This window comes from Streptomyces sp. TLI_185, from assembly GCF_003814765.1.
In the GTDB taxonomy this organism is placed as follows: Bacteria; Actinomycetota; Actinomycetes; order Streptomycetales; family Streptomycetaceae; genus Streptomyces.
Window position 1 is genome coordinate 4,127,314 of record NZ_RKRB01000001.1, and the last position, 15,040, is coordinate 4,142,353.

Genomic DNA, 15,040 nt, shown 5'->3' on the forward strand with positions numbered 1-15,040 from the left:
GCATTTTCCCGAGGGGACGCGTGCCGTGATCCGGGAACGGAACGCATGGTGCGAGAGTCTTCAAGAGGGGACGCAGATGGCGTACGAGGGCGTACGGGAACGTACGACGCGAAACAGGAGTCCGTGCACGAGATGAGCGACGAGCCGCAGCCGCAGCAACCGAACCAGGGCTGGGCACCGAGAGAGCCGCAAGGCGCTGCCGAGCCGGGCGCTCCCGAACCGGGCGGCGCGAAACCGAAGCGGCCGAGGCGCACCGGCTGGCGCCGGCTCATCCCGACCTGGCGGATGGTGCTCGGCACCTTCGTCATCGGGACACTGCTGCTGATCGGCCTGTTCTTCCTCGGCTACTCACTGGTGAAGATCCCGCCGGCCAACGCCCTCGCCACCAAGCAGGCCAACGTCTACCTCTACGCGGACGGCTCCCAGATCGCCCGCGACGGCGACATCAACCGGGAGAACGTGACGCTCGCCCAGGTCTCCAAGGACGCCCAGCACGCCGTCCTGGCCGCCGAGGACCGCGACTTCTACTCCGAGTCCGCCATCGACCCCAAGGCGATGCTGCGCGCGGCCTGGAACACCGCCACCGGCAAGGGCAAGCAGTCCGGCTCGACGATCACCCAGCAGTACGTGAAGAACTACTACCTCGCGCAGGAGCAGACCCTCACCCGCAAGGCCAGGGAGTTCTTCATCTCGATCAAGCTGGACCGGGAGCAGCCCAAGGACAAGATCCTCGAGGGCTACCTCAACACCAGCTACTTCGGCCGCAACGCCTACGGCATCCAGGCCGCCGCCCAGGCCTACTACGGCCGGAACGCCACCAACCTCGACCCGGCCCACGCCGCCTACCTCGCCGCGCTCGTCAACGCCCCCAGCGAGTACGACGTGATCGCGCACCCCGAGAACAAGGCGGCGGCCGTGGCCCGCTGGAACTACGTCCTGGACGGCATGGTCAAGAAGGGCTGGCTGAGCGAGGCCGAGCGGTCCGGCCTCAAGTTCCCGATGCCGAAGGAACAGACCGCCTCCACCGGCATGTCCGGGCAGCGCGGCTACATCGTCACCGCGATCAGGGACTACCTCACCAAGAACAAGATCGTCACCACGGACGACCTCGAGGCCGGCGGCTACCGCATCACCACCACCCTGCAGAAGAGCAGGCAGAACGCCTTCGTGAAGGCCGTCAACGACAAGGTGATGTCCAAGCTCGACAAGAAGAACAACAAGGTCGACAACTACGTCCGCGCGGGCGGCGCCTCCGTCGACCCGAAGACCGGCAAGGTCGTCGCGATGTACGGCGGCATCGACTACGTCAAGCAGTACACGAACGGCGCGACCCGAGGCGACTTCCAGGTCGGCTCCACCTTCAAGCCCTTCGTCTTCACCTCGGCCGTCCAGCACAACTCCATGACGCAGGACGGCGAGACCATCACCCCGAACACCTACTACGACGGCACCGACCAGCGCCCCGTACAGGGCTGGTCCGGCGGCAGCTACTCCCCCGCGAACGAGGACGACCGCTCCTACGGCGACATCACCGTGCGCACCGCCACCGACAAGTCCGTCAACTCGGTGTACGCGCAGATGGCCGTGGACGTGGGCCCCGACAAGGTGAAGGACACGGCGGTCGCCCTCGGCATCCCGTCCGACACCCCCGACCTGACCGGAACCCCCTCCATCGCGCTCGGCGTGAACACCGCCAGCGTCCTCGACATGGCGGAGGCCTACGCGACCCTCGCCAACCACGGCGAGCACAGCGCGTACACGATGATCGACTCGATCACCAAGGACGGCAAGGACGTCGTGGACCTGCCGAAGGGCACCACCACGAAGGCCGTCAGCCGCGAGGCCGCCGACACCACCACGTCCATCCTGCAGAGCGTCGTCGAGAACGGCACCGCGACCGAGGCCCAGGGCGCGGACCGTCCCGCCGCCGGCAAGACGGGCACCGCGGAGGAGGACACGGCCGCCTGGTTCGCCGGTTACACGCCCGACCTCGCGACCGTCGTCTCCGTCATGGGGCAGGACCCGGTGACGGCCGCCCACAAGTCCCTGTACGGCGCGATGGGCCTGCCGCGGGTCAACGGCGGCGGCCCGCCCGCCGAGATCTGGGCGCAGTACACGAAGGCCGCCCTGAAGGGGAAGCCGGTCACGGACTTCGACCTCCAGCTCCAGGCGGGCGCCGAAGAGACCGAGCCGCCCGCCACCACCGAACCCCCGCAGCAGCCCACCACGGGCGGCACCACCGGCCCCACGCCCGCCACGAACGGCCAGAACAACCAGGGCCAGACCCAGGGCCAGAACAACGGCGGCACGACCGACGGCGGGACCAACACCACGGGCAGCACCACGAACGGCGGAACCACGGGCGACAACACGACCGGTGGCACCACGGACGGCGGAAACACCACGACGGGCGGGACGACCGGCGACACGACGGACGGCGGGACGACGGCCGGCACGGACACCGGAGGCACGACCGACGGCGGCACGACGGCCGGCACGGACGTGGGTACGTCTGCGGGCCCGGGCGGCCCACCGACCTGAAGCGACGAAGAGGGCTGGTGACCATGGTCACCAGCCCTCTTCGTCGCTGTTCTACAGGTACAGGCCCGTCGTGTCCTCGGACCCCTCGAACCGGTCCGCGGCCACGGCATGCAGGTCACGCTCACGCATGAGCACGTAGGCCACACCCCGCACCTCGACCTCGGCCCGGTCCTCCGGGTCGTACAGCACCCGGTCTCCCGGCTCCACGGTCCGTACGTTCTGGCCCACCGCTACGACCTCGGCCCAGGCCAGCCGCCGCCCGACGGCCGCGGTGGCGGGAATCAGGATGCCCCCGCCCGACCGCCGCTCGCCCTCGCCGCTCTCCTGCTTGACCAGGACCCGGTCGTGCAGCATCCGGATGGGCAGCTTGTCGTGCTGGGTGCTGTGCTCGTTTCTCTTGGCGCTCACGCCTTGAACCTACCTGCCTTTGCGGAGTCCGTACGCCGCCGGGTCGGCGCTTGCTCAGCCCCTGCGCCGCCTGGTCCCGAGCGCGAGCAGACCCACCAGTCCGACGGCGACGACCGCGATCGGCACGATCCGCTCCAGCCGTGGCGCGCCCTCCTCGTCCACGAACTGCGCCTTCACATCGCTCACGACCTTGTTGACCCCGACATAGGCCCGCCCCAGGGTCTGATCGATGTTCGACACGACCTTGGCCTTGGCATCCCCGACGATCGTCTTCGGATGCACCCGCACCCCGATCTCGTCGAGCGTCTCGGCCAGCACTTCGCGGCGGCGCCTGATGTCCGCCTCGATCTGCGCCGGGGTTCTGGTGTCCGACGTGTCCGCCACCGTAAGGCCTCCGAAGTCAGCTGATGCCTGCTGCTGCTTGCTGCTACTTGTCACTGCTTGCTGCTGCTTGTTCTGGACAGTCTGTCAGTTCCGCCCGCCCGTGCACTGTCAGGACCCCCGGTTACGCTGGTTCGATGAGCGAGCGACTCCAGCCGGGGGACGTGGCCCCCGACTTCACCCTCCCCGACGCCGACGGCAACGACGTGTCCCTCTCGGCCCACAAGGGCCGCAAGGTCATCGTCTACTTCTACCCCGCGGCCCTGACGCCCGGCTGCACCAAGCAGGCCTGCGACTTCACGGACAACCTGGAACTCCTGGCCGGCGCCGGCTACGACGTCATCGGCATCTCGCCGGACAAGCCGGAGAAGCTGGCGAAGTTCCGCGAGAAGGAGTCCCTGAAGATCACGCTGGCGGCCGACCCGGAGAAGACGGTCACCGAGGCGTACGGCGCGTACGGCGAGAAGAAGAACTACGGCAAGACGTACATGGGCGTCATCCGCTCGACGATCGTCGTGGACGAGGAGGGCAAGGTCGAGCGGGCGCTGTACAACGTCCGCGCGACGGGTCACGTGGCAAAGATCATCAAGGATCTGGGGATCTGAGGATCCGAGGACACGTTTCTGCTGCTCGACGGCCCGTACCGGACGGTTCCGGTACGGGCCGTTTTACGTTTCGGGCGTGACTGTCCGATAAACGGTTCGTTACTCCGTACGGGCTGCGAACGCGCGGCCGGAACGGAGGGGACTCATGGGGGCCAGTGCGTACACCAAGGAGCGGCTGGAGGAGGCGGCTCGGGCGGTTCGATCACTTCGGGATCGACGTCTCCCACATGCCACGACGCAGGCGGGCCCAGCTGCCATGCAGGCCAACCGCCGAGGAACTGCGGTGCGCCGTTGGTGAGGCGACGTCCGTCGCCGGTGCTCTGCGCGCGCTGGGTATGGATCCATACCGCAGCCGACTGCGCACCGAGTTCCCTCTGTGGGTGGCCGAGGACGGTCTCGACACCTCCCACTTCCTGGGGCAGGCGCATCAACGCGGGAAACCGGGCACGACCCCCGTCAAACGCGCCGAGGAGGTCCTGGCGCGGCACGACTGCGAGCGCCGGACAAGGACCCATCTGTTACGTCGCGCGCTTCGCGAAGTGGGAGTGTCCGAGGAGTGCGCCGAGTGTGGCGTCGGCCCTGAATGGCTCGGTAAGCCCATGGCGCTGGAGATCGATCACATCAACGGGGACTGGAGCGACGACCGGCTGGAGAATCTGCGGCTACTGTGCCCCAACTGCCACGCGATCACGAGCACCTGGTGCCGAGGCGGCCGACGCCCGAAGACGCAGCCCCGTACACTGGGCGAGGCAAAACGGCCTACGAGTAAATAGTCCGTTTTGGGGCGGTCGTGGCGAAATAGGCGATACGCGCGGGTTTTAGGTGCCCGTGGGAGAAATCCCGTGTGGGTTCGAGTCCCACCGACCGCACACGAACAGAGGGGTCGCCCAGTCAGGCGACCCCTCTCCCATGTCTCAGCCCAACAACTCCCGCACCACCGGCACCAACGCCCTGAACGCCTTCCCCCGATGGCTGATCGCGTTCTTCTCCTCGGGGCTCAGTTCCGCGCACGTGCGCGTCTCCCCCTCCGGCTGGAGGATCGGGTCGTAGCCGAAGCCGTTCGTGCCCACCGGGGTGTGGCGCAGTAGCCCCCGCAGCTGGCCCTCGACCACCCGCTCGCGCCCGTCGGGCAGTGCCAGCGCCGCCGCGCAGGCGAAGTGGGCGCCGCGGTGTTCGTCCGCGATGTCGCCGAGCTGGGCCAGGAGCAGTTCCAGGTTGGCGCGGTCGTCGCCGTGCTTGCCGGCCCAGCGGGCGGAGAAGATGCCGGGGGCGCCGTTCAGGACGTCGACGCACAGGCCCGAGTCGTCGGCGACGGCCGGAAGGCCCGTCGCCTGGGCCAGCGCGTGGGCTTTCAACAGGGCGTTCTCGGCGAAGGTGACGCCCGTTTCCTTGACGTCGGGGACGTCGGGGTAGGCCTCCGCCCCGACCAGTTCATGGTTCAGGCCTGCGTCGGCGAGGATCGCCCTGAGCTCGGTGATTTTTCCGGCGTTGCGGGTGGCGAGGATCAAGCGGGTCATGCCGAACAGTATTCCGGCTCCCGCCGCTCTCCCGCCCCGCCCGTTATGACGTGCAGACCTTCGTCAGTTCGCCCGCCGCGTCCGTCACGGGGCTGACGTCCGGGGTCTTGTCGCCGTTCTTGATGGCGGTGCGGACGTTCGAGACGGCCTTGTTCAGGTCGTCGACCGCCTTGTTGACGTCGGCGTTGTCGGTCTTGTCACCGATCTTGTCGAGGTTCTTGTCTATGGAGGCGAGCGACTCGTCGAGCTGGGTCGGGTCGTTCGAGGCGTTTTCCACGGCCTGCTGGAGGTCGGTGACGCTGTCCGCGATGGTGTCGGCGGTCTGGACGCAGTCCAGGGCCTTGTTGACGGCGTCGCAGCCGGTGGTGAGGCCTGCGGTCAGCCCCATGGCTGCCAGTGCTGCGATGGTGACGGTGATGCGGCGGCCTCGGCTCGCGGCCATGACTGTGGTCCCTCCGTTGTCCAGGCCCGTGGGCGGGCCCCCCGTACTGGCCGGGCGCACGGTGGTGTGCCGTGCGCCCGCATCCGTAGGGACGCTGGGACGGGCGTCGGGGTTGCCCCGGGGCGCCGTTCCGCTTGGCGCGTCCTTTACTTTTCGAGGACCGTATCAAGTGCCTTGCGCTGAAGGACAGCGAGTTCCGAGCAGCCGGAAACCGCCAGGTCCAGAAGGGAGTTGAGCTCCTCGCGGGCGAACGGCTCGGCCTCCGCGGTGCCCTGGACCTCGACGAAGCGGCCGTCGCCGGTGCAGACGACGTTCATGTCGGTGTCGGCCCGCACGTCCTCCTCGTAGCAGAGGTCGAGGAGGGGGATGCCGCCGACGATGCCGACCGAGACCGCCGAGACGGTGCCGGTGAGCGGCTGGCGGCCGGCCTTGATCAGCTTCTTGCCCTGGGCCCAGGCGACGGCGTCGGCGAGCGCCACGTACGCGCCGGTGATGGCCGCCGTACGCGTGCCGCCGTCGGCCTGCAGGACGTCGCAGTCGAGGACGATGGTGTTCTCGCCGAGTGCCTTGTAGTCGATGACCGCGCGCAGGGAGCGGCCGATGAGGCGGCTGATCTCGTGGGTGCGGCCGCCGATCTTGCCGCGTACGGACTCGCGGTCGCCGCGGGTGTTGGTGGCGCGGGGCAGCATGGAGTACTCGGCGGTGACCCAGCCCTCGCCGCTGCCCTTGCGCCAGCGGGGGACGCCTTCGGTGACGGAGGCGGTGCAGAAGACCTTGGTGTCGCCGAAGGCGATGAGGACGGAGCCCTCGGCGTGCTTGCTCCAGCCGCGTTCGATGGTGATCGGGCGGAGTTGTTCGGGGGTGCGGCCGTCGATTCGAGACATGGCGACGAGCCTAGCCGTACGAGCGGAAAGGGCCCCTCCCGCGGTGGGAAGGGGCCCCAATGAGTGAGTGCGGGCCGGGTCGGCCGTGGCTCAGCTCACATGTGTTCACATCATGTCTTCGATCTCCGCGGCGATGGGGTCGGCGTCGGTGCCGATGACGACCTGGATCGCGGTGCCCATCTTGACGACGCCGTGGGCGCCGGCGGCCTTGAGGGCGGTCTCGTCGACCAGCGAGGCGTCGCTGACCTCGGTGCGCAGCCGAGTGATGCAGCCCTCGATCTCCTCGATGTTGTCGATGCCGCCGAGCCCGGCAACGATCTTCTCAGCCTTGCTGGCCATGTCAGTCTCCTCACGCGCGGTCGGCTCGGCTTCGCGAGCCCGTAACTGGTCTACACCACCTGGGGGGCGGTGGCCAACCCATGGGTGCCCCCATGGAGATCTTCCCCGCCCGGCGGTGACGGAGGGCCTGACAGCTCACCAGAAAACAGTGGGTTCCTTATCCGGCCTTCACCGTGCTACAACAGGTCTACACCACAGGTCTACACCACTGAGTGGTACAGACCAGCGACGCCGCCGTCCTCTTCCCCTGTCCCCGGGCGGCGCTCTGCCCCCTGGAGGAAGTTGTGACCACGGCCAGCGCCGCTCCCGCGGCCGAGAAGAAGAAGGGCTCCGGCGCGATGGCTGTGCTCCAGCGTATCGGCCGCAGCCTGATGCTCCCGGTGGCCGTCCTGCCCGCCGCCGCCCTCCTGGTGCGGCTGGGCAACACGGACATGCTGGGACGCCCGTCCTTCCCCACGTTCCTCACGAAGATCGCGGGGTTCATGGCGGCGGGCGGCAACGCGATCCTCGACAACATGGCGCTGCTGTTCGCCGTGGGCATCGCGATCGGCTTCGCCAAGAAGTCGGACGGTTCGACGGCGCTCGCCGCGGTCGTCGGCTACCTGGTCTTCAAGAACGTGCTGGCCACGTTCACGGACAAGAACCTGCCGAAGGTCGCGACGGCCGTCGACGGCAAGGTCGTCATGGTGAACGCGCCGGTCGACGCCAAGGTGCTCGGCGGTGTGGTGATGGGGCTCGTGGTCGCGCTGCTCTACCAGCGCTTCTACCGCACCAAGCTGCCGGACTGGGCGGGCTTCTTCGGCGGCCGCCGGCTCGTACCGATCCTCTCCGCCTTCGCGGGCCTGGTCATCGGCATCGTCTTCGGCTACATCTGGCCGGTCCTCGGCACAGGTCTGCACAACTTCGGCGAGTGGCTGGTCAAGTCTGGCGCGGTCGGCGCGGGCATCTTCGGTGTGGCCAACCGTGCGCTGATCCCGATCGGCATGCACCACCTGCTGAACTCGTTCCCGTGGTTCCAGGCGGGCGACTACCACGGCAAGAGCGGTGACATCGCGCGCTTCCTGGCCGGTGACCCGAGCGCGGGCCAGTTCATGACCGGCTTCTTCCCGATCATGATGTTCGGTCTGCCGGCGGCCTGTCTGGCGATCGTGCACTGCGCCCGTCCGGAGCGCCGCAAGGTGGTCGGCGGCATGATGTTCTCGATCGCACTGACGTCGTTCGTGACGGGTGTGACCGAGCCGATCGAGTTCACCTTCATGTTCATCGCGCCGGTCCTGTACGCCATCCACGCGGTCCTCACCGGTGTCTCGCTGGCGCTGACCTGGGCGCTCGGCATGAAGGACGGCTTCGGCTTCTCGGCGGGCGTGGTGGACTTCGGGCTGAACCTGGGCATCGCGACCAACCCGTGGGGTCTGATGCTGGTGGGCCTGTGCTTCGGTGTCCTCTACTACGTGATCTTCCGCTTCGCGATCATCAGGTTCAACCTGCCGACGCCGGGCCGTGAGTCCGACGAGGAACTGGCGGAGCTGCAGAAGGCGGAGGCCAAGTAGCCCCGCGCCGACGTGCACGAAGGCTCCCGGAACCCCTCGGTTCCGGGAGCCTTCCGCATGTTCGGTGCGCTGGATCTCCTACGACTGCGTCAGATCTCGTACGTCTGCCTCGGCGCCGCCAGGTCCACCGGGCCGTCGAACACCGCGCGGGCGTCGGCCAGGTTGACCTGCGGGTCGGTCCACGGCGGGATGTGGGTCAGGACCAGGCGCCGGGCGCCCGCCCGGGCCGCCGCCTCGCCCGCCTCGCGGCCGTTGAGGTGCAGGTCGGGGATGCTCTCCTTGCCGTGCGTGAAAGCGGCCTCGCACAGGAACAGGTCGGTGTCGCGGGCGAGTTCGTCCAGGGCGGGGCTGATTCCGGTGTCGCCGGAGTACGTCAGGGACGTCCCGCCGTGTTCGACGCGGATGCCGTACGCCTCCACGGGATGGGCCACGCGTTCCGTGTGCACCGTGAACGGGCCGATCTCGAACGTGGACGGCTTGACCGTGTGGAAGTCGAAGACCTCGCTCATGGAGGAGGCGGTGGGGGTGTCCGCGTAGGCGGTGGTCAGCCGGTGTTCCGTGCCCTCGGGTCCGTAGACGGGGATCGGGTCGCAGCGGCCGCCGTCGTGGCGGTAGTAGCGCGCGACGAAGTACGCGCACATGTCGATGCAGTGGTCGGCGTGCAGATGGCTGAGGAAGATCGCGTCGAGGTCGTAGAGACCGCAGTGGCGCTGCAGCTCGCCAAGGGCACCGTTGCCCATGTCGAGAAGCAGCCGGAAGCCGTCGGCCTCTACGAGGTAGCTCGAGCAGGCCGATTCCGCGGACGGGAACGACCCCGAGCAACCGACGACGGTGAGCTTCATGAAGCAGAAACCTCCGCTGGCGGGAACTTTTCTGGGAAGGAGAACGGGGGTCGTGCGGTCCGTCGAGCGTAAGGCGCAAAACGTCGGGTCGCTCCTCAAGCAAGGGCTGTTGTGGGCGAACTCACCTGTGGTGTCACCGGTTCGGCTGGAAGCGGGGCGCGTGAGGCGTGAGAGGGCGAGCACGGCTTGCGCAGAGGGCGCGCGGCGCTGATCGTGCGCCGGTAACGTCTTCGTATGGACACGTCATGGTGGCTCGCGCTCGCGGCGGTGATACTGCTCGCGCTGGTCGCCACGCTCGTCGACGGCTGGGGGCGGGGGCGGCGGCCCGCGGGGCGCCGGACACGGCCGCCGGGCCGGCCGGGTGTGCGGGGTGGGGGCGGCCGGCCCAAGCCCGCGGAGATCTGGTGGGCGAACGTTCCCTACGAGGACCGGCCGGGCAACAAGGACCGACCCTGTCTGGTGCTGGTGGTGCACGGGGAGCAGGCGGTCGTCGCGAAGATCACCAGCAAGTACCACGACGAGCGGGCCGGGGTGATCCCGTTGCCCCCGGGGGCCGTGGGCGATGCGCAGGGGCGCGCGAGCTTCCTGGAGACGGACGAGCTGCGCGAGGTGCCGGTGTGGGAGTTCCGGCGACGGGTGGGTGTGGTGGACCCGGTCCTTTGGGACCAGGTCCGTCACCTGGCTACGTAAGCCCGTCGAGCAGGCTCACGAATCGAGCAGGCTCATGGAACGACTACGCCCAGAGCTGTCCCTGCAGCGTCTCGATCGCTTCTTCCGTCGTGGCCGCCGTGTAGACGCCCGTCGACAGGTACTTCCAGCCGCCGTCGGCCACGACGAACACGATGTCCGCGCTCTCGCCGGCCTTGACCGCCTTGTTGCCGACGCCGATCGCCGCGTGCAGGGCCGCGCCGGTGGAGACGCCCGCGAAGATGCCCTCCTGCTGGAGGAGTTCACGGGTGCGGGTGACGGCGTCCGCCGAGCCGACGGAGAAGCGGGTCGTCAGGACGGAGGCGTCGTACAGCTCCGGTACGAAGCCCTCGTCGAGGTTCCTGAGTCCGTACACCAGGTCGTCGTAGCGCGGTTCGGCGGCGACGATCCTGACGTCCGGCTTGTTCTCGCGCAGGAAGCGGCCGACGCCCATCAGCGTCCCCGTCGTCCCGAGGCCCGCCACGAAGTGGGTGACCGAGGGGAGGTCGGCGAGGATCTCGGGGCCGGTCGTCGCGTAGTGCGCGCCCGCGTTGTCCGGGTTGCCGTACTGGTAGAGCATCACCCAGTCCGGGTGCTCGGCCGAGAGTTCCTTGGCCACCCGCACCGCGGTGTTGGAACCGCCCGCGGCCGGGGAGGAGATGATCTCCGCGCCCCACATGCCGAGCAGGTCGCGGCGCTCCTGCGAGGTGTTCTCGGGCATCACGCACACGATGCGGTAGCCCTTGAGCTTCGCGGCCATGGCGAGCGAGATGCCGGTGTTGCCGCTGGTCGGCTCCAGGATCGTGCAGCCGGGGGTCAGGCGGCCGTCCTTCTCCGCCTGTTCGATCATGTGCAGGGCCGGGCGGTCCTTGACCGAGCCGGTGGGGTTGCGGTCCTCCAGCTTGGCCCAGATGCGGACGTCCTCGGACGGCGACAACCGCGGCAGGCGCACCAGAGGGGTGTTGCCCACCGCGGCCAGCGGGGAGTCGTAGCGCATGCGGATCAGGCCATGCCGCCGGCCACGGCCGGCAGGATCGTCACGTTGTCGCCGTCGGCGACCTTGGTGTTGATGCCCTCGAGGAAGCGGACGTCCTCGTCGTTCAGATAGACGTTGACGAAGCGGCGCAGCTCGCCGTTGTCCACGATGCGGGCCTGGATGCCCGCATGCCGGGTCTCGAGGTCGGCGAAGAGCTCGGCGAGGGTGTCCCCGTTGCCCTCCACCGCCTTCTGGCCGTCGGTGTAGGTGCGAAGGATGGTGGGGATGCGGACCTCGATGGCCATGGCTCAGGGCTCCTGTCGGGAGTAGTCAGTCGGTGGGCGCGCGGCAGCGCAGTACAGCATGTGGGTACATGAGGCGCCGCGGCTCACGGCCGTACGGCGGCAGGAATCAGCGCGTACAGATGGCGCTCTGCAGCCTGCACAGGTCGACGTGCAGCCGCGCCACGAGCAGCATGCCCGGCGTCTTGTCGCTCACGTCGTGGAAAACCATGGGGTCATCGTATCGATTCCCGGTCCGGGTCCCGGAGTGTGATCTCGCATACTGGACGAATTCTGACCGAACCGCGAGATCAGTAGGCCTCCACGACCGTGACCTCCTCCTCCGTGACCTCGCCCTCCACGATCCGGTACGAGCGGAACTGGAAGTCGCCGAGGCCGTCGGTGTCCGCGGTGGAGACCAGGACGTAGTGGGCGCCGGGCTCGTTGGCGTAGGAGATGTCGGTGCGGGACGGGTAGGCCTCGGTCGCGGTGTGGGAGTGGTAGATGACCACCGGCTCCTCGTCGCGGTCGTCCATCTCGCGGTAGAGCTTGAGCAGGTCGCCGGAGTCGAACTCGTAGAACGTGGGCGACATGGCCGCGTTCAGCATCGGGATGAACCGCTCGGGGCGGTCCGAACCGGCCGGACCCGCGACGACGCCGCACGCCTCGTCGGGGTGGTCCTTGCGCGCGTGCGCGACGATCTGGTCGACGAGGGCCTGGGTGATGGTCAGCATGTTCGCCAGAATAAGCAGAAGGCCCGTCGGGGTAAGCAGACGGGCCGCCCCGTACCGATGGGTGGTACGGGACGGCCCGGATGCCGAACGGAGGGGCCGAGATCAGCCGACCTTCTCCAGCTCCGGCTCGCGCCGCCGGGTGACCTCCGGGTTGCTCGCGCTGAGGATCGCCCAGCCGATGCCGAGGACGACCGCCCAGCCCGCCATCACATAGAGGCAGACGCGGGAGTCGGCGTCGTAGGCGATCAGGCCGGTGACGAAGAGCAGGAACACGATGGCGATGTACGAGCACACCGCGCCGCCCGGCGCCGGGAAGGACGAGGCGGGCAGCCGGCCCGCGACGACCGCGCGGCGGTAGAGGACGTGGCTGATCAGGATCATCAGCCAGGTCCAGATGCCGGCCGCGGTGGCCACCGAGGTGACGTAGCCGAAGGCCTTCTCCGGGACGATGTAGTTGAGGACCACGCCGATGCCCATGAAGGCCACGGAGACCGTGATGCCGAGGGCCGGCGTCTTGGAGGCCGACAGCTTGGAGAAGGCGCGCGGGGCCTCGCCGTTGTCGGCCAGCGTGCGCAGCATGCGACCCGTGGAGTACATGCCCGAGTTGCAGGAGGACAGGGCCGCGGTCAGGACGACGAAGTTGACGATGCCCGCGCCGGCCGGGATGCCGATCAGCGCGAACGCCTTCACGAAGGGGCTGACGCCGTCCGCGAACTCGGTCCACTTGACGACACAGAGGATGACGGTGAGCGCGCCGACGTAGAAGAGCGCGATGCGCCAGGGCAGGGTGTTGATCGCCTTGGGGAGGGTCTTCTCCGGGTTCTCGGACTCGCCGGCCGTGACGCCGACCAGCTCGACGGCGAGGTAGGCGAACATGACGCCCTGCAGGGTCATCAGGGACGAGCCGACGCCCTTGGGGAAGAAGCCGTCGAACTGCCAGAGGTTGGCGACGGAGGCGGTGTCACCGGCGGCGCTGAAGCCGAAGGTGAGGACGCCGAGGCCGATCACGATCATGCCGATCAGGGCGGTGACCTTGACCATCGAGAACCAGAACTCCAGCTCGCCGAAGAGCTTCACGGAGATCAGGTTGACCCCGAAGAGGATCACCAGGAAGACCAGGGCGGTCGTCCATTGCGGGACGCGCGGGAACCAGTAGTGGACGTAGATCGCGGCGGCCGTCAGCTCGGCCATGCCGGTCACGACCCACATCAGCCAGTACGTCCAGGCGGTGAAGTAGCCGAAGAACGGGCCGAGGAACTCGCGGGAGTACTCCGCGAAGGAGCCCGAGACCGGGCGGTAGAGGAGCAGCTCGCCGAGCGCCCGCATGATGAAGAAGATGATCACGCCCGCGAGGGCGTACATGAAGATGAGGCTGGGGCCGGCCTTGGCGATGTTCGCCCCGGCACCCAGGAAGAGGCCGACGCCGATGGCGCCGCCGATCGCGATCATCTGGACCTGACGGCTGCCCAGTCCGCGCTCGTACCCTTCTTCGGCCCCGTCGGGGGCGTTGTCCGTACCGACCTGAGCGGAGGTCATGTGGTGGTGCGCCTTTCTCCATTCCGACCCCGGGCCTCTCGTCGGCCCCGGATCGGGTCTCGATCCCCCCGGATTGATGGAGTGGAGCGGGTTTTGCGGACCCGCCCGTGCCTGGCCGGCGATCCGCCGGCTCGGTGGCGCACCCGGACGAACATGGGTGGTGTTCGCCGGGCGGTCGTGAAGATTTATCACGGCCGCAACCTTGATCATCCGGGCGAGATGTGGCGCACGCCACAGGGAGAACCGGACAAAGGGCACCCCACGGGCGCATAGAAGGCGGCCCTGGTGACCTCATCGTTATCCGGATTTGAGCGTCCTCTGAGCGAACGCAAAAGCGTCACATCTCAGGGCATCAGGGTCGAGACGAGTGTCTCCTGGAGGCCGCCCAGCCACAGATACGCCATCACCATCGGCTTGCGCGGGTCCTCGTCCGGGAGGCGGTAGAGGAGGTCGGTGTCATCCTCGTCGGTGATCTCCAGCCGGGAGCCGATCGCCAGGCGCAGGTCGTTGAGGGCGCCGAGCCACTGGCGGGACTCCTCGGCGGACAGCTTGAGGATCGCGCCGCCGTCTCCGGCCGGCGTGAGCGCGTCCAGGGAGCGGATCACGACGAGGGCGCTCTCGCGCTTGGCGGCGCGCAGGTCGTTCTCCGTGAAACGGCGGAACTCGGCGGAGTACGCCTGCTGTTCCTCGGCCTCCTTGGGCCCGGGGGTGCCCTCCGGGTCGCTGTAGGCGTCCGGGAAGAGCCGCTTGAGCACGGGGTCCTTCGGGGGCTCGCTCGGGCCCTCGGCGAAGAGCTCGGCCAGCGGGTCGTCGGGGGCGTCCTCGCCGGGGCCGGGTCCGATGAGCTCCAGGAGCTGGACGGCCAGCGACCGGATGATGGAGATCTCGACGTCGTCGAGCGCGACGGCCGCGCCGCCGCCGGGGAGCGGTTCGAAGGTTCCTGGCATCAGGTTGAGTCGCTACTTCCGGTCCTGCTGGAGGGTGGCCCACAGTCCGTAGCCGTGCATCGCCTGCACGTCGCGTTCCATCTCCTCGCGAGTGCCGCTGGAGACGACCGCCCGGCCCTTGTGGTGGACATCGAGCATGAGCTTGGTGGCCTTGTCCTTGGTGTAGCCGAAGTACGTCTGGAAGACGTACGTCACATAGCTCATGAGGTTGACCGGGTCGTTGTGGACGATCGTGACCCAGGGGACGTCCGGCTCGGGTACGGCGAAGACCTCCTCCGCAGATTCGGTCCGTTCGATCTCAAGGGGAGCGGGTGACGTCACACAGCCCATGCTGCCACGGGCCCCACAAATCGTCACACTGACACAAAGG

Annotated in this window: 18 protein-coding genes, 1 tRNA gene and 1 pseudogene; 6 read left to right on the top strand and 14 right to left on the bottom strand. The window is 68.4% G+C overall.

The features are described 5' to 3' along the window. The first annotated feature begins 132 nt into the window (after window positions 1-132). Entirely contained in the window at window positions 133-2,541 is a 2,409-nt protein-coding gene (locus EDD92_RS18845) for a transglycosylase domain-containing protein (protein ID WP_123965420.1), read from the top strand. A 51-nt stretch (window positions 2,542-2,592) separates the two neighbouring features. Here the strand turns inward: EDD92_RS18845 and EDD92_RS18850 are convergent, their stop codons facing one another. Together EDD92_RS18850 and EDD92_RS18855 are read right to left on the bottom strand one after the other, a co-directional pair. After that, a complete protein-coding gene (locus EDD92_RS18850) occupies window positions 2,593-2,949 on the bottom strand; it encodes a co-chaperone GroES (RefSeq protein ID WP_030943670.1) in 357 nt (118 codons plus the stop codon). Window positions 2,950-3,003: 54 nt separating this feature from the next. Next, on the bottom strand, window positions 3,004-3,333 hold the full coding sequence (locus EDD92_RS18855) for a DUF3618 domain-containing protein (RefSeq protein ID WP_123965421.1): 330 nt from the start codon (window positions 3,331-3,333) through the stop codon (window positions 3,004-3,006). 134 nt (window positions 3,334-3,467) lie between these two features. Here EDD92_RS18855 and bcp point away from each other — a divergent pair, with 134 nt between their 5' ends. The 3 genes from bcp (at window position 3,468) to EDD92_RS18870 (ending at window position 4,804) form a co-directional block, all read left to right on the top strand. Beyond that, on the top strand, window positions 3,468-3,935 hold the full coding sequence (gene bcp / locus EDD92_RS18860) for a thioredoxin-dependent thiol peroxidase (protein ID WP_099929176.1): 468 nt from the start codon (window positions 3,468-3,470) through the stop codon (window positions 3,933-3,935). Window positions 3,936-4,162: 227 nt separating this feature from the next. Next, window positions 4,163-4,708, top strand: coding sequence for an HNH endonuclease signature motif containing protein (locus tag EDD92_RS18865; protein ID WP_123965422.1), 546 nt, complete (start codon window positions 4,163-4,165; stop codon window positions 4,706-4,708). An 11-nt stretch (window positions 4,709-4,719) separates the two neighbouring features. Further along, window positions 4,720-4,804, top strand: a tRNA-Leu gene (locus EDD92_RS18870). A gap of 45 nt (window positions 4,805-4,849) precedes the next feature. On the opposite strand, the gene rdgB is transcribed toward EDD92_RS18870, so the two are convergent. The 4 genes and pseudogenes from rdgB to EDD92_RS18890 all read right to left on the bottom strand — a co-directional run. Then, entirely contained in the window at window positions 4,850-5,452 is a 603-nt protein-coding gene (gene rdgB, locus EDD92_RS18875) for an RdgB/HAM1 family non-canonical purine NTP pyrophosphatase (RefSeq protein WP_123965423.1), read from the bottom strand. A 43-nt stretch (window positions 5,453-5,495) separates the two neighbouring features. Continuing rightward, entirely contained in the window at window positions 5,496-5,894 is a 399-nt protein-coding gene (locus EDD92_RS18880; protein WP_123965424.1) for a hypothetical protein, read from the bottom strand. A 146-nt stretch (window positions 5,895-6,040) separates the two neighbouring features. After that, window positions 6,041-6,778 carry a ribonuclease PH gene (gene rph / locus EDD92_RS18885; RefSeq protein WP_030943652.1) on the bottom strand — a complete coding sequence of 246 codons (738 nt, stop codon included), beginning with the start codon at window positions 6,776-6,778 and terminating at the stop codon, window positions 6,041-6,043. A 105-nt stretch (window positions 6,779-6,883) separates the two neighbouring features. Further along, window positions 6,884-7,144 (bottom strand): annotated as a pseudogene (locus tag EDD92_RS18890) (glucose PTS transporter subunit EIIB); the annotation flags it as partial. Window positions 7,145-7,401: 257 nt separating this feature from the next. Here EDD92_RS18890 and EDD92_RS18895 point away from each other — a divergent pair. After that, window positions 7,402-8,667 carry a PTS transporter subunit EIIC gene (locus EDD92_RS18895; protein WP_123965425.1) on the top strand — a complete coding sequence of 422 codons (1,266 nt, stop codon included), beginning with the start codon at window positions 7,402-7,404 and terminating at the stop codon, window positions 8,665-8,667. An 89-nt stretch (window positions 8,668-8,756) separates the two neighbouring features. On the opposite strand, the gene EDD92_RS18900 is transcribed toward EDD92_RS18895, so the two are convergent. Next, complete coding sequence (locus tag EDD92_RS18900; RefSeq protein ID WP_123965426.1) at window positions 8,757-9,509, bottom strand: MBL fold metallo-hydrolase; 753 nt, start codon at window positions 9,507-9,509, stop codon at window positions 8,757-8,759. A 234-nt stretch (window positions 9,510-9,743) separates the two neighbouring features. Between EDD92_RS18900 and EDD92_RS18905 the strand changes: the two genes are divergently transcribed. Continuing rightward, window positions 9,744-10,199 carry a type II toxin-antitoxin system PemK/MazF family toxin gene (locus EDD92_RS18905; protein ID WP_123965427.1) on the top strand — a complete coding sequence of 152 codons (456 nt, stop codon included), beginning with the start codon at window positions 9,744-9,746 and terminating at the stop codon, window positions 10,197-10,199. Window positions 10,200-10,242: 43 nt separating this feature from the next. On the opposite strand, the gene EDD92_RS18910 is transcribed toward EDD92_RS18905, so the two are convergent. From EDD92_RS18910 to clpS, 7 genes are all read right to left on the bottom strand, one after another. Continuing rightward, a complete protein-coding gene (locus tag EDD92_RS18910) occupies window positions 10,243-11,193 on the bottom strand; it encodes a PLP-dependent cysteine synthase family protein (RefSeq protein ID WP_123965428.1) in 951 nt (316 codons plus the stop codon). Window positions 11,194-11,198: 5 nt separating this feature from the next. After that, a complete protein-coding gene (locus EDD92_RS18915) occupies window positions 11,199-11,477 on the bottom strand; it encodes a MoaD/ThiS family protein (RefSeq protein ID WP_030943634.1) in 279 nt (92 codons plus the stop codon). 106 nt (window positions 11,478-11,583) lie between these two features. Continuing rightward, window positions 11,584-11,685 carry a putative leader peptide gene (locus EDD92_RS52120; protein WP_311736770.1) on the bottom strand — a complete coding sequence of 34 codons (102 nt, stop codon included), beginning with the start codon at window positions 11,683-11,685 and terminating at the stop codon, window positions 11,584-11,586. Between the two features lie 79 nt (window positions 11,686-11,764). Further along, the gene (locus EDD92_RS18920) at window positions 11,765-12,187 is read right to left on the bottom strand and encodes a Mov34/MPN/PAD-1 family protein (RefSeq protein ID WP_037710631.1); all 423 of its coding nucleotides are present in this window, start codon (window positions 12,185-12,187) and stop codon (window positions 11,765-11,767) included. A 102-nt stretch (window positions 12,188-12,289) separates the two neighbouring features. Continuing rightward, window positions 12,290-13,723: an amino acid permease gene (locus EDD92_RS18925; RefSeq protein WP_123965429.1), complete on the bottom strand. Its 1,434-nt coding sequence runs from the start codon at window positions 13,721-13,723 to the stop codon at window positions 12,290-12,292. 344 nt (window positions 13,724-14,067) lie between these two features. After that, window positions 14,068-14,670: a DUF2017 domain-containing protein gene (locus EDD92_RS18935; RefSeq protein WP_123965430.1), complete on the bottom strand. Its 603-nt coding sequence runs from the start codon at window positions 14,668-14,670 to the stop codon at window positions 14,068-14,070. Between the two features lie 12 nt (window positions 14,671-14,682). Next, window positions 14,683-15,000, bottom strand: a complete 318-nt coding sequence (gene clpS, locus EDD92_RS18940) for an ATP-dependent Clp protease adapter ClpS (RefSeq protein ID WP_030943626.1) — start codon at window positions 14,998-15,000, stop codon at window positions 14,683-14,685. Window positions 15,001-15,040: the final 40 nt, after the last annotated feature.